At 71.2% G+C, this 13,858-nt stretch carries 12 protein-coding genes; 6 read left to right on the forward strand and 6 right to left on the reverse strand.

Going from position 1 to position 13,858, the window contains the following annotated elements:
* Nucleotides 1-56 precede the first annotated feature (56 nt).
* The gene (locus ABIA32_RS20740) at nt 57-1,754 is read left to right on the forward strand and encodes an urease subunit alpha (protein ID WP_370097500.1); all 1,698 of its coding nucleotides are present in this window, start codon (nt 57-59) and stop codon (nt 1,752-1,754) included.
* Between the two features lie 106 nt (nt 1,755-1,860).
* On the opposite strand, the gene ABIA32_RS20745 is transcribed toward ABIA32_RS20740, so the two are convergent.
* A complete protein-coding gene (locus ABIA32_RS20745) occupies nt 1,861-2,874 on the reverse strand; it encodes an agmatine/peptidylarginine deiminase (protein WP_370097392.1) in 1,014 nt (337 codons plus the stop codon).
* Between the two features lie 445 nt (nt 2,875-3,319).
* On the opposite strand from ABIA32_RS20745, the gene adh reads away from it, so the two are divergent.
* Together adh and ABIA32_RS20755 are read left to right on the forward strand one after the other, a co-directional pair.
* Nucleotides 3,320-4,837 (forward strand): aldehyde dehydrogenase, encoded by a 1,518-nt coding sequence (adh, locus tag ABIA32_RS20750; protein ID WP_370097395.1) that lies wholly within the window; start codon nt 3,320-3,322, stop codon nt 4,835-4,837.
* Nucleotides 4,837-5,244 (forward strand): DUF779 domain-containing protein, encoded by a 408-nt coding sequence (locus ABIA32_RS20755; RefSeq protein ID WP_370097398.1) that lies wholly within the window; start codon nt 4,837-4,839, stop codon nt 5,242-5,244. The genes adh and ABIA32_RS20755 overlap by 1 nt, the downstream gene beginning before the upstream one ends.
* Nucleotides 5,245-5,362: 118 nt before the next feature.
* On the opposite strand, the gene ABIA32_RS20760 is transcribed toward ABIA32_RS20755, so the two are convergent.
* Entirely contained in the window at nt 5,363-6,655 is a 1,293-nt protein-coding gene (locus tag ABIA32_RS20760; RefSeq protein ID WP_370097400.1) for a GAF domain-containing protein, read from the reverse strand.
* A 223-nt stretch (nt 6,656-6,878) separates the two neighbouring features.
* On the opposite strand from ABIA32_RS20760, the gene ABIA32_RS20765 reads away from it, so the two are divergent.
* Both ABIA32_RS20765 and ABIA32_RS20770 read left to right on the forward strand, forming a co-directional pair.
* Entirely contained in the window at nt 6,879-9,425 is a 2,547-nt protein-coding gene (locus ABIA32_RS20765; protein ID WP_370097403.1) for a SpoIIE family protein phosphatase, read from the forward strand.
* A 43-nt stretch (nt 9,426-9,468) separates the two neighbouring features.
* Nucleotides 9,469-10,053, forward strand: a complete 585-nt coding sequence (locus tag ABIA32_RS20770) for a GNAT family N-acetyltransferase (RefSeq protein ID WP_370097406.1) — start codon at nt 9,469-9,471, stop codon at nt 10,051-10,053.
* A 26-nt stretch (nt 10,054-10,079) separates the two neighbouring features.
* On the opposite strand, the gene ABIA32_RS20775 is transcribed toward ABIA32_RS20770, so the two are convergent.
* A complete protein-coding gene (locus tag ABIA32_RS20775) occupies nt 10,080-10,319 on the reverse strand; it encodes a hypothetical protein (RefSeq protein ID WP_370097408.1) in 240 nt (79 codons plus the stop codon).
* A gap of 240 nt (nt 10,320-10,559) precedes the next feature.
* On the opposite strand from ABIA32_RS20775, the gene ABIA32_RS20780 reads away from it, so the two are divergent.
* The gene (locus ABIA32_RS20780; protein ID WP_370097411.1) at nt 10,560-11,174 is read left to right on the forward strand and encodes a LysE family translocator; all 615 of its coding nucleotides are present in this window, start codon (nt 10,560-10,562) and stop codon (nt 11,172-11,174) included.
* Between the two features lie 60 nt (nt 11,175-11,234).
* On the opposite strand, the gene ABIA32_RS20785 is transcribed toward ABIA32_RS20780, so the two are convergent.
* From ABIA32_RS20785 to ABIA32_RS20795, 3 genes are all read right to left on the reverse strand, one after another.
* A complete protein-coding gene (locus ABIA32_RS20785) occupies nt 11,235-11,426 on the reverse strand; it encodes a YegP family protein (RefSeq protein ID WP_370097413.1) in 192 nt (63 codons plus the stop codon).
* Between the two features lie 142 nt (nt 11,427-11,568).
* Nucleotides 11,569-12,999, reverse strand: coding sequence for an adenylosuccinate lyase (purB, locus tag ABIA32_RS20790; protein WP_370097416.1), 1,431 nt, complete (start codon nt 12,997-12,999; stop codon nt 11,569-11,571).
* Nucleotides 13,000-13,023: 24 nt separating this feature from the next.
* Nucleotides 13,024-13,821 carry a TetR/AcrR family transcriptional regulator gene (locus ABIA32_RS20795; RefSeq protein ID WP_370097419.1) on the reverse strand — a complete coding sequence of 266 codons (798 nt, stop codon included), beginning with the start codon at nt 13,819-13,821 and terminating at the stop codon, nt 13,024-13,026.
* Between the last annotated feature and the right edge of the window lie 37 nt (nt 13,822-13,858).

Here is a 13,858-nt window from a genome sequence, read left to right on the forward strand (position 1 = left end):
TCTTCGACGCGGCGGGCTGTCACGGCCGCCCGGGTCCCGTCGTCCCGGCGGGCCCGATCGACCCGCACGACTACATCGCCGTCCACGGCCCCCGCGCCGGCGACCGAATCCGCCTCGGCGACACCGGGCTGATCGTCCGCGTCGAAGCCGACTCCCAGCACCCCGGCGAAGAATTCCTGGCCGGCTTCGGCAAAACCGCCCGCGACGGCATCCACCTCAAAGCCGCCGCCGTCCGCGACACCTGCGACGTCGTCATCTCCAACGTACTGGTCATCGACGCCGTCGCCGGGATCCGCAAAACCAGCATCGGCATCCGCGAGGGCCGCATCCACGCCATCGGCCGCGCGGGCAACCCCGACACCCTCGACGGCGTCCAGGTCGTCGTCGGCACCGGCACCACGATCGTCTCCGGCGAGGGCCTCATCGCCACCGCCGGCGCCATCGACACCCACGTCCACCTCCTCTCCCCCCGCATCATGGAAGCGTCCCTGGCCTCCGGCGTCACCACCATCATCGGCCAGGAATTCGGCCCCGTCTGGGGCGTCGGCGTCAACTCCCCCTGGGCACTGCGCCACGCCTTCAACGCCTTCGACGCCTGGCCCGTCAACATCGGCTTCCTCGCCCGCGGCTCCTCCTCCGACCCCGCCCCCCTCATCGAAGCCCTCGCCGAAGGCGGCGCGAGCGGCTTCAAAGTCCACGAGGACATGGGCGCCCACACCCGCGCCCTGGACACCGCCCTACGCGTCGCCGAAGACCACGACGTCCAGGTCGCCCTCCACACCGACGGCCTCAACGAATGCCTCTCCGTCCAGGACACCCTCGCCGCGCTGGACGGCCGCACCATCCACGCCTTCCACATCGAAGGCTGCGGCGGCGGACACGTCCCCAACGTCCTCAAAATGGCCGGCGTCCCCAACGTCATCGGCTCCTCCACCAACCCCACCCTCCCCTTCGGCCGCGACGCACTCGGCGAACACTTCGGCATGATCGTCTCCGCCCACGACCTCAAGGTCGACCTCCCCGGCGACGCCGCCATGGCCCGCGACCGCATCCGCGCCGGCACCATGGGCGCCGAAGACGTCCTGCACGACCTCGGCGTCATCGGCATCACCTCCTCCGACGCCCAGGGCATGGGCCGCGCCGGCGAAACCGTCCGCCGCACCCTCGCCATGGCCGGGAAGATGAAACACGAACTCGGACCCCTCGACGGCGAGGGTTCCTTCGGCACCACCGCCTCCGGCGACGACAACGAACGCGTCCTGCGCTACATCGCCAAACTCACCATCAACCCGGCCATCGCCCACGGACTCGCCCACGAGATCGGCTCCATCGAGGCCGGCAAACTCGCCGACATCGTCCTGTGGCGACCCGACCACTTCGGCGCCAAACCACAACTCGTCCTGAAGTCCGGCTTCCCCGCCTACGGCGTCACCGGCGACCCCAACGCCTCCACCGACCGCTGCGAACCCCTCATCCTCGGCCCCCAGTTCGGCTCCTTCGGCGCCACCGCCGCCGACATCTCCGTCGCCTTCGTCGCGAACGCCGCCGTCCACAACGGCGACCAACTCCCCACCCGCCGCCGCCGCGTCCCCGTCCGCCACACCCGCGGCATCGGCCCCGCCGATCTGCTGCGCAACCACCGCCTCGGCTCCGTCGACGTCAACCCCACCACCGGCCTCGTCACCCTCGACGGAGACCCCCTCCAAGCAGTGGCTGCCGACTCGATCACCCTGAACCGGCTCTACTTCCTTTAGCGGCCCGCTTGAGAAGACACGATGGAGCGCCCGGACCCAAGTGGGTCCGGGCGCTCCATCGCATGTGACACGCCGCTGACACCCTGGTCGGCCAAAGAGGCCTCAACTAGGGTGCGGGCTCGGGCTGGGTCACGCAGTGGATCCCGCCACCGCCGAGGCCGATGTAGTCGATGTTGATCTGCTCGATGACCCGACCGGGGAACATGCTCGTCAGCACAGCCTTGGCGTTGGCGTCCGCCGTCGCGTCGCCGAACTGTGCCGAGATGACCGCGCCGTTGCAGACGTAGTAGTTGGCGTAGGAGTCGACGAAGCTCGTACTGGTCTGTCGGATGAGGTTGTAGTCGGGCGACTGCAGCTTGGTCACCCGCATCGCCGCGCCCTGGGCGTTGGTCGCAGCCGACAGGGTGTTGTACTGGTCCATCTCGTCGTTGGCCCAGATGTCGGTCGGGTCGGCCGGGTTCGGCGTCTGCACGATGCCCACGCCGGGGGCGACGAGCCGTGAGGTGGAGTCCACGTGGTCGTTGGTGATGTCCTGCCCGGAGATCCCGGTGAACCAGGTCACCTGCGATGCCCCGAACGCCGCGCACATGGCGGTCTCCAGCTGGGCCTGCGTCATGTTCGGATTCCGGTTCGGGTCGATGATGCTGCTCTTGGTGGCCATCAGCATGCCGGCCCCGTCCGCCTCGATCGCGCCGCCCTCGCTCACGAATCCGGCCGCGGTGAAGTTCACGCCCAGGTAGGTCGCGACCCGGCCGGCGACCAGAGCGTCGTTGGCGTGCGTCTGCTGGTTTCCCCAGCCGTTGAAGTTCAGGCCCACGGCGTCCAGTCCGCCCGCACCGTTGGTCCGGAAGACGGGCCCTGAGTCACGCATCCAGCAGTCGTCCACCGGGATCGAGCCGATCACCGTCACGTTGGCCGCCGTGCAGGCACGCTGCGCCGCGGCAACGCTGGCAGGGTTGGCGAGGATGAAGACCGGCTCGTACTTCGCGATCGTGTTCGCGACGCGCGCGATGTTGGACTGGATCTGTGCCAGGGAGGGCGTGCTGCTCCCCCTGCGTCCACTGGAGCTCCAGATGGTCGCGTTGTCGGGCCAGGCCATCCAGGTGCGGGTGTGCTTCACGCTGTCGAGCGGAACCACGAACGCCCCGGTCCCACCGGTGGCACTCGCAGTCGGGGACGGCGAGGGGCACGACGGCGTCGCGGCCCGCGCCGGCTGGGAACCCCCGCTGTTCAGCGCCCATGCGACGCCCACGGTGGTCAGCCCGGCGATGGCCAGAAAGCTCCGGCGATCCACTCGGCGTACCGGCTCAGCGCTTGACGCGGTCTCAGACTCCACGCGCTCGTCCATCTCCAGCCTCCTGCCACACATCCCGTAGGCCTTCCCACAGGGTTGTCGCGAAAGCTATAACTGACCATGCGCTCGGTCAATAGTTAACGCAGTCACTCGGCGTCGAACGGGGCTTGTGCCGGCTCAGCCTGAGGGTGTGACGTGCGGCGCCAACCTTTTGCCAACCTGGGCGGACGAGAGTGTCCGGCACCACTGGGTACTCAACGAGGAGCGCGCGATGGTCTACGCCCAGCCCGGGACCGAGGGCAGCGTCATCACCTTCAAGCCCCGTTACGACAACTTCATCGGCGGCGACTTCGTCGCACCCGTCGAAGGACGCTACTTCGACAACCCCTCGCCGGTGACCGGCGAGACCTTCTGTCAGGTCGCCCGCTCCACCGCGCCCGACATCGAGCTTGCGCTGGACGCCGCCCACCGCGCCGCCGACGCCTGGGGCCGGACCTCCCCGACCGAGCGGGCCACCGTGCTCAACAGGATCGCCGACCGGCTCGAGCAGCACCTCGAGATGCTGGCGGTCACCGAGACCTGGGAGAACGGGAAGCCGGTGCGTGAGTCCCTCGCCGCCGACATCCCCCTCGCCGTGGACCACTTCCGCTACTTCGCGGGCGCGATCCGGGCCCAGGAGGGCAGCATCTCGCAGATCGACGCCGACACCGTCGCCTATCACCTGCACGAGCCGCTCGGCGTCGTCGGGCAGATCATTCCCTGGAACTTCCCGATCCTGATGGCGACGTGGAAGCTGGCCCCGGCGCTCGCGGCGGGCAACTGCGTGGTCATCAAGCCGGCCGAGCAAACCCCCGTCAGCATCCTGGTCGTCATGGAACTGATCGCCGATCTGCTGCCGCCGGGCGTGGTCAACGTCGTCAACGGCTTCGGCGTCGAGGCGGGCAAGCCGCTCGCGTCGAGCTCGCGCGTCGCCAAGGTGGCGTTCACCGGTGAGACCACGACCGGCCGGCTGATCATGCAGTACGCGTCCGAGAACATTATTCCCGTCACGCTGGAGCTGGGCGGCAAGAGCCCGAACATCTTCCTGCCCGACGTGATGGCCCACGACGACGACTTCCTGGACAAGGCTGTCGAGGGCTTCGTGATGTTCGCCCTCAATCAAGGCGAGGTCTGCACCTGCCCGTCCCGGGCGCTGATCCACTCCTCCATCTACGAGGAGTTCATCGCCCGTTGCATCGCCCGTACCGAGGCGATCGTCGGCGGAGACCCGCTCGACCCGGCCACGATGATCGGCGCGCAGGCCAGCAACGACCAGTACGAGAAGATCATTTCGTACCTGGACATCGGCATCAAGGAAGGCGCGCAGATCCTCACCGGCGGCGGGCCGCGCAAGGTCGCCGGACTGGAGGGCGGCTACTACATCGAGCCGACCATCTTCAAGGGCCGCAACGACATGCGCATCTTCCAGGAGGAGATCTTCGGCCCGGTCGTCTCCGTCACCACCTTCGACACCGAGGCGGAGGCCCTCGCGATCGCCAACGACACCCTGTACGGCCTCGGCGCGGGCGTCTGGTCCAGGGACGGCAACACCGCCTTCCGGCTCGGCCGCGGGATCAAGGCCGGCCGGGTCTGGACCAACTGCTACCACGCCTACCCCGCGCACGCCGCGTTCGGTGGCTACAAGAAGTCCGGCATCGGGCGCGAGAACCACAAGATGATGCTCGACCACTACCAGCAGACCAAGAACCTGCTGGTCAGCTACTCCGACAAGAAGCTCGGCTTCTTCTGATGGAGCAGCGCCCCGCGACAAGCAGGGTGGAGCTCACCGCGTCGGCCGCCGCTCTCCTGCGGCGGCTGGCCGCCCGGCACGGTCCGCTGATGTTCCATCAGTCCGGCGGCTGCTGCGACGGCAGCGCGCCGATGTGCTACCCGCGCGGCGAGTTCCGGGTCGGCGGGCAGGACGTGTTGCTGGGGCGGGTCGACGAGGACACGCCGTTCTGGATGAGCGCCGACCAGTACGTCTACTGGCAGCACACCCACCTCACCGTGGACGTGGTGCCCGGTCGCGGCAGCGGATTCTCGGTCGAGGCGCCGGAGGGCGTCCGCTTCCTGATCCGCTCCAGGCTCTTCACCGAGGCCGAACTCACCCGCATCGAGGCCGAACCGCCCCTGCCCACCGGGGCCGACCGGGGTTAGCGCGATCCCGGCCCCGTCCCCGGTCTCCTCCCCGGCCGCTACGCCGTCACCACGCGGGCGTAGCGGCCGGCGGTGTGCACGTCGATCGCGCGTGACTCGCTCGCGGAGATCAGGCGCGTCAGGACAGCGCGGCGCGCAGGCGGGCGGCGGCGATGCCGCGGCGGGCGTCGTGCGGGTCCAACAGGGCGAGCGCGTGACGGTGCAGCGCGCTGTCGTAGCGGGCGTGCCGGCCGAAGGTCAGGGCCGCTGCCGGGTCGACGGCCGCGAGCGCCGCCTCGCGCAGCGCCACGTGCAGGTGTTCGCGCCACTCCACCACGCCCGGCGCCTCCGACCTGGGCAGCAGCGGGCCGGTGTAGGCGGCGACGGCGGTCGCGGTGTCGCCGCGTTGCAGCGCGGCGTCCACCTCGGTGGCGTCGCAGCGAAGCGGCGTCGTCAGCGCGTAGCGGCGGGTGGCGATGCCGCCGCCGAGCGCGGTGCGCAGATGCGACACCTCCGCCTTGAAGGTGGAGCCGGAGACGGATCGGTCGCCGTAGAGCGCGTCGTGCAGGCGCTCGGGGGTGAAGCCCTCGGGCTCCAGCGCGAGCAGCGTGAGGATCTCCAGCTGGCGTGGCCGCAGCGGGAGTTCGACGCCGCCGCGCTCGAGGCGCGGGGCATCGCCGAGCGCGGTGAGGCGTAGGTCGCACGACGCATGGCGTTGCGACGGGTCGCGCACCGGCGGCGCGGTCCACGCCGGCGAGGCGCCGGTGTCACCGTCCTCGCGCAGGCGCTCCTCGATCCCGGCCGCGAGCAGCCGGACCGTCGACAGGGCCAGCGGGTGCGAGCGGTCCCAACTGGTGGACAGATCCAGCACCCCGAGGACCCGCCCCGCCCGATCGCGGATCGGGGCGCAGTAGCAGACCCAGCCGTGCAGTGCGGACAGATAGTGCTCGGCGGAGAAGACCGTCGCCGCCTGCCCGCGCAGCAGCGCGAGCGAGAGCGCGTTGGTACCCATCGCCTGCTCGTCCCAACGACCGCCTGGCGCGAAGTTGACCCGCTCGGCCTGGCGCCGCATGAGCGGACCGCCGCAGGTCCACAGGATCATGCCGGACTCGTCCGTCACCGCTGCGACGAAGCCCGCGTCGTCCGCGATCCGCCGCAGCTCCTCGGCCAGGGCGTTGACCGGACCGCGCAGTTGCGAGTGCGCCCACCTCGACTGCGCCGCGTCCGCGTCGCCGACCGGGGCCTCCGCACAGGACCGGTCCACGCTCTCCCCGCTGCGCGCCCAGGACTCGGCCACCTCCGTGCGCAACGCGACCCGACCACCGGGCCCGGCTGCCCAGCGGGCCCACTCGCGCTCCAGCTCGACCCGCCGCTCGCGCAGTCCGCGGGGCTGACTGTCGGTCAGTTCCGCTGCCTTGTCCGTCGCCCTCACGCCTCCATTAACCGCGTCCGTGCGGCGGCCGACAAGGGCTCCGGTCAGTATTCGCGCCGCGGCGCCGCCGTGTGCGGGAATTCGCCGAAGGTCACTCCTACGAGTGGTTGTGAGGTGACTTGCCTCGGCCGCTGTGTCACGCGGCTAGCGTCGAATGGGAGTCGGCCACGGCTCGACAGGAGGGCCTGGACCGGACCGGGGCCCGGCGCGGGAGGGTGCCGTCATGGGGAGTTCGGCCAGTTCGCGCCAGCCGGGAGCCCCCTGGGCGTCGGACCGAAGATCGGCGGAGGCACGCAACCGCTTTCTCGCCGACGGCATGGCGGCGGCGGAGGTGCGCGCCCGGATCGTCGCGTCCTGGGAGCGCTGTCAGGCGACCGGGCTCACCGTGGAGCGGACGGAGCTCTCCTACGACCCGGATCTGGACAGCGAGGAGCGGCTGCTGCTGGCTTCACTCCCCGTCCTCGACCGGTTGCACGAGCAACTGACCGGCACCAGGGTCAGCGTGCTGCTGACGGACGCCCGCGCCCGGGTGATGCACCGTCGGGCGGGCGAACCCGGGCTCAACCGCCATCTCGACGCGATCCGCCTCGCCCCCGGCTTCGTCTGGGCCGAGCACGAGGCGGGCACGAACGGCATCGGCACGGCGCTGGCGGAGGGCCGCCCCGGCGTCGTCGTCGGCAGCGAGCACTTCGCCGAGGCCTACCGCCCGTTCGCCTGCGCGGGCGCCCCCGTCCGCGATCCGCTGCTCGGCACGATCCGTGGCATCGTCGACCTCACGTGCTGGCAGCGCGACGCGAATCCGCTGATGGCCGCGCTGGCGCGGGAGGCTGCGTTGGCGATCGAACAGCGCCTGCTCGAGCAGTATTCGCTGCGCGAGCGCGCCCTCCGCGAGGCCGCGGCGCGCGCGGCGGAGCCGGCGGGCCCGTCTGGGGCGCGAGGCTCGGCTGCTGAACTGCGTGCGCGACAAGCCACCCAGCGACGTACTGATCCGAACGAGCAGGGCCATCCGCACAGGGTGGTTCCTCGCGCAGTTCCTCGCGCCCCTAAAGGCGTGCCTGGCGGCGCGCGGCTGCTGCTCGGTGACGGGTCCGGCGTCGGGGAGATCGCCGTTGCCGCGAGGCAGCGTCTCGCGCTGCTGTGGGACGCGGGCGTGCGGATCGGCACGACGCTCGACATCGGGCAGACCGCCGACGAGCTGGCCGAGGTCGCGCTGCCCGAGTTCGCCCAGTACGCCGTCGTCGACCTCGCCGAATGGGTGCGCGAGGGCGAGGAGGCGCCGCCTGCGGACGGCCACCCGCCGTTGCGACGCGCGGCCGCGCGGACGATCCGCAGTTGCGGACCGCTGGTCCCCCTCGGCGCGCAGGTGGAGTACGCGGCGGGCAGCGCGCAGGCGCGGGCCTTCGTCGCCGGACGCGCCGTGCTCGACGAGGACGCCGCCGAGGAGCCCGCGCTCGCCGCGTACCGGCTGGGGTCCGTGATCGCCGTTCCGCTCTGCGCGCGTGGCACTGTGCTCGGCGTCGCCTCCTTCTACCGCTCGCGCGACGCCGGCCCGTTCCGCGAGGACGATCTGACGCTCGCCGAGGAGCTCGCCCAGCGCGCGGCGGTCTGTCTGGACAACGCCCGCCGCTACACCCGCGAGCACGCCCTCGCCCTGGCGCTCCAGCGCAGCCTGCTCCCCCGGGCGCTCCCCGCGCTGCCCGCCGTCGACGTCGCGCACCGCTACCTGCCCGCGCAGGAGGGAGTCGGCGGCGACTGGTTCGACGTCATCCCGCTGTCCGGCGCGCGCGTCGCACTCGTCGTCGGCGACGTCGTCGGACACGGCATCCACGCCGCCGCCACCATGGGCCGCTTGCGCACGGCCGTGCGCAACTTCTCCGCCCTCGACCTGCCGCCGGAGGAGCTGCTCGGGTATCTGGACCAGCTCGTCGACGCGATGGACCAGGAGGAGGGCGAGCTCGGCGGCATCGGCATCATCGGGGCGACCTGCCTCTACGTCATCTACGACCCGGTCACCCGGCGCTGCACGATGGCCGGTGCCGGTCATCCCTCGCCGGCGCTGGTCTTCCCCGACGGCACAGTGCACTTCCCCGAGGTGCCCTCCGGTCCGCCGCTCGGGCTCGGCAGCACGCCCTTCGAGGCCATCGAGCTCTCCCTCCCGGAGGGCTGCCGCATCGTCCTCTACACCGACGGCCTCATCGAGGACCGAGGTCAGGACATCGACGTCGGCCTCTCCCGCCTCGCCGCCGCGCTCGCCGGGCGCGATCGGACACCGGAGGCGCTCTGCTCGGCGGTCGTCGCCGAACTGCTGCCGCAGCGGCCCCGCGACGACGTCGCGCTGCTGGTCGCGCGCACCCGTGGCGTCGACGACGGGATGGTCGCGCGTTGGGAGGTACCGCTGGAGCCGTCGGCGGTCTCCGGGTTGCGCGCGCAGGTGGGCGCGCGGCTGGCGGACTGGGGGCTCGGCGGGCTCACGCAGACGGCGCAGCTGCTGGTCAGCGAACTGGTGACGAACGCGATCCGGCATGCCACCGGGCCGGTCGAGTTACGACTGCTCCGCGACCGCGCGCTCATCTGCGAGGTCGCGGACGGCAGCAGTGTCTCGCCGAGGCTGCGCCGGGCGCGGAACGAGGACGAGGACGGCCGCGGTCTCTTCCTCGTGGCCCAGCTCGCCGAGCGCTGGGGCACCCGCTTCACCAGCGGCGGCGGCAAGGTGATCTGGGCGGAGGTCAAGACGCGCGGCGGCACGGCAGGGCCGACAGCGGCCGGGTGACGGGCGTGTGCCGCCGTTCGGCTTAGGCTGAGGCATGCCAGAAATGATCTCTAAGCCCGATTTCGTCGCGCCCGACGTCACCGCACCCGATGGTGCGGGGCCCGACGTCGCGGAGCGCAGTTGGGTCGCGCGCCCCGAGGCCCTCGACGGCTCGGAGGCCGAGTCCGTCCGCCGGGTCAATCTCGCCGCCTTCCCCACGGCCAACGAGGCTGACCTGGTCGACGCCCTGCGCACCGACGCCATGGCCTGGCTGCCCGGCTTCTCCCTCGTCGCGGAGGCCCCCGACGGAACGATCGCCGCGCACGCCCTGCTGACCCGGTGCCAGGTCGACGGCGCCGCGGCGCTCGCGCTCGCTCCGGTCGCGGTGCTGCCCGCATGGCAGCGCCGGGGCGCGGGCAGCGCGGTGGTCCGCGCGGCGCTGGACGTGGCCGCCGCGGCGGGCGAGCAGCTCGTCCTGGTGTTGGGCCACCCGGCCTACTACCCGCGCTTCGGCTTCGTCCCGGCCTCCGGCTACGGCATCAAGCCGCCGTTCGAGGTCCCCGACGAGGCCATGATGGCGCTCGCGCTGGACCCCGGCCGCCCGGTCCCGGTCGGCTCGATCCGCTACGCGGACGCCTTCGGCGTCTGAGGCCCGGCCCGCGCCGCGGACCGGGGTCAGGCCTCCGCAGGAGGCGCCGAGGACTCGATGATGTCGGCGCTGTCGCCTTCGAAGTCGAAGCTGTCCAGGGGCACGCCGTAGCGCCGCGCGATCTCGTAGAGGTCGTGCGGCTCGGCGATCACGAACTCCTCGCCGATCGGGTTGTTGAGCGTGTCCAGAACCTGGGCCACGACGTGCCGGGGCCCGATCTCGGCCTTCACCCAGACCCTGACCGTCGCACCGGATTGTCCCGTCATGATCCAATTATCCGTCTACGCGGCTTCTGCTTCCAGTCAGACACGCGCGCCAGTCAGGCGAACCGCCCGGCGAGTCTGACCGGAGCGTCCTCGGCTGCGGCGTGTCACGTGCCGTCCGCACGGCCCGGTCACCGCCGCCATGCCGGCGAACGTACGCGCCACCAGTGACAACCACGCCGAACCCGAAGCCCAAGGTAGCCTGGCCGACGAGCTGACGTTCATTCACAGGGGGAAGACGCCATGAGCATTGAGTTCCTGCTGACCTCATTGGTCATCGTCGCGACGCCGGGCACCGGCGCGCTCTACACGGTCGCCGCCGGGCTGCAACGTGGTGCGCGGGCCAGTCTGGTCGCCGCCGTCGGCTGCACGCTGGGGATCGTGCCGCATCTGGTGGCGGCCGTCACCGGGCTCGCCGCGCTGCTGAACGCGAGCGCCACGGCCTTCCAGGTCTTCAAGTACGCGGGCGTCGCCTACCTGCTCTACATGGCGGTCGCCACGCTGCGCGACAAGAGCACGCTGACCGTCGACGAGCAGAACAGCGCGTCGCAGCCGGCCCTGCAGGTCATCACACGCGGGATTCTGATCAACATCCTCAACCCGAAGCTGACCATCTTCTTCTTCGCGTTCCTGCCGCAGTTCGTGAAGACGGGCCAGCCGGACACGACGCTGCGGATGGTCGTGCTGAGCGGCGTGTTCATGCTGATGACCTTCGTGGTCTTCGCCGTCTACGGCCGCTTCGCCGCCGCCTTCCGCTCGCGCGTCATCGCGCGCCCTTCGGTGGTCACCTGGCTGCGGCGGAGCTTCTCCGGCGCGTTCGCCGCGCTCGCGGCAGCCTTGGCGTTCGAGTCCGCGTGAGCGCCCGGGTCCGGGTTCGGTCAGGGTCCGACGGCGGTCGGGCGCCCACCAGGGCCGGCGTCAGCTCGCGGAGGCGCCGGACTCGACCAGCTTCGCGTAGGGGGCGTGCTTGCGTACCGACTCGATGCTCTTCTCGCAGGCCTCGCGGGTCGCGAACGGCTCGCTCATCGCGATGACCTCGCCGGTCGACGCCTTGAGCGTGAACCGGAACTCCTGCGCCTTGTCCTGATGCACTTCGAACTTGCCGGGCATGCCCGCACTCCTTCGTCGCTTCCGTCACTGTCTGTCGTGATCCGACTACAGCCGAAGCTAACGCCGATCGCCCGCGTCGGCATCCGGAGCGAGCTCCGGGTGGGCGCGGGCGATCGGGTGGGACGTGCGCGTCGCGGCTGCGTCAGAGAATGGCGCCCGGGCGGTACTTGGCCGCCTCCGGGTAGCGCGTGGCGACGTCCTCGACGTGGGCGACGACCCGCGCCACCTGGCCGGAAGCCGCGCCGGTGAAGGAGAGCCGGTCGGCCAGCAGCGTGTCCAGCCCGTCCCGGTCCAGCGGGATCCGCTCGTCCGCCGCGAGTCGGTCCAGCAGCTGGTTCTCCCGGACGCCCTGGCGCATGGCCAGTGCGGACGCGACCGCGTGCTCCTTGATCGCCTCGTGCGCCGTCTCCCGGCCCACGCCCGCGCGCACCGAGGCCATCAGCACCTTGGTGGTGCCGAGGAACGGCAGGTAGCGGTCGAGCTCGACGGCGATGACAGCCGGGAAGGCGCCGAACTCGTCCAGCACCGTCAGGAAGGTCTCCAGCAGGCCGTCGAACGCGAAGAACGCGTCCGGCAGCGCCACCCGGCGCACGACCGAGCAGGAGACGTCGCCCTCGTTCCACTGGTCGCCCGAGAGCTCGGAGACCATGGACGCGTAGCCGCGCAGGATGACAGCCAGGCCGTTGACGCGCTCGCAGGAGCGGGTGTTCATCTTGTGCGGCATCGCGGAGGAGCCGACCTGGCCCTCCTTGAAGCCCTCGGTGACCAGCTCGATGCCGGCCATCAGCCGGATCGTCTTGGCCAGGCTGCCGGGCGCGCCCGCCAGCTGGACCAGGGCGGAGAGCACGTCGTAGTCGAGCGAGCGCGGGTAGACCTGACCGACGCTGGTGAAGGCGTGGTCGAAGCCGAGGTGGCCGGCGACCCGCTGCTCCAGCTCCGCCAGCTTGGCCTCGTCGCCGCCGAGCAAGTCGAGCATGTCCTGGCTGGTGCCGACCGGGCCCTTGATGCCGCGCAGCGGGTAGCGCGCGATCAGCTCCTCCAGGCGGGTGAAGGCCACCAGCAGCTCGTCCGCGGCGGACGCGAAGCGCTTGCCGAGCGTGGTCGCCTGTGCGGCCACATTGTGCGAGCGGCCGGTCATGACCAGCTCGCCGTGTTCGGCGGCGAGGGCGGCCAGGCGGGTGAGCAGCGCGACCGTGCGGTCGCGGACGTGCTCCAGGGACTGCTTGATCTGCAGCTGCTCGACGTTCTCGGTCAGATCCCTGGAGGTCATGCCCTTGTGGATCTGCTCGTGCCCGGCGAGGGCGCTGAACTCCTCGATCCGCGCCTTCACGTCGTGGCGGGTGACCCGCTCGCGGGCGGCGATCGAGGCGAGGTCGACCTGGTCGACGACGCGCTCGTAGTCGGCGACAGCTCCCTCGGGCACCTCGATCCCCAGATCGGCCTGGGCCTTCAGGACGGCGAGCCAGAGCTGCCGTTCGAGGACGACCTTGTGTTCGGGGGACCAGAGCCGCGCGAGCTCGCCGGAGGCGTAGCGGGCGGCCAGGACATCGGGGATGAAGGGCTTGGCGCTCACGTTGCCCCATTCTAACGGTCCAGCTCAGCGCAGATCGGACCGGCTCTCCTGAGACTGCGTGGCGTGACGGCGCACCCGGGCCTCGATGCCGTCCAGGGCGATGTCCAGGCTCTCGGTGAAGTGGTGGTCCCGCTTCGCGGCCGGGCTCTCCCCCGCGTCGGGCGGGTTGATCAGCTCGGCGTGCTCGACGAAGCGCTGGTCCACCCGGCCGGCCAGGCTCACCACCTGGTCGAGGTACTCCTGCTCGGTCAGCCCCGACTCGCGGACCCGGATCAGCGCCTGTACCTCGGAGGTGGCGAAGCCGTAGACGAACTGGAAGAGCAGTCCGAGCACGCCCGCGTACTCCTCCGGAGGCAGCGCGGTGCGGCCGACGGCCCCGAGCGCGCTCGTCGAGAAGAAGAGCGCGTTCGGTCCGAGCGGGAGCACCTCGCCGGCGACCCTGGTCGCCCACAGGTGCCGGCGGTAGAATCCGCGGTACTCGTGCGCCATGACGCGGAGGTGCTCACGCCAGTCGCCGTCCTCGGGGAGCGGCGGGATCCGCATCTCCCCGAGTGCTTCGTCCAGCGCGAGCTCCAGCAGTTCGCCCTTGTTGTCGACGTACCAGTAGACCGACATGGGGGTGACCCCGAGATCGGCAGCCAGCCGCCGCATGGAGAAGCCCTGCTCGCCCTCCGCGTCCAGCAGCTCGACGGCGGCGCGCACGATCCGTTGCCGGGAGAGGCCGCTGGGCGCGGTGCCCCGCTTGCGCTCCTTCGGCGGCGCGACCCACACGCTGACGTGCGGCATCGCGGCTGGGGTGGACTTGGGCTTCTGCGGGGCCATGCGGCGATCGTAGTCAGCCCCCTGTGGATCCGGCGCA

It is taken from the genome of Streptacidiphilus sp. MAP12-20 (genome assembly GCF_041262525.1).
GTDB lineage: Bacteria > Actinomycetota > Actinomycetes > Streptomycetales > Streptomycetaceae > Streptacidiphilus.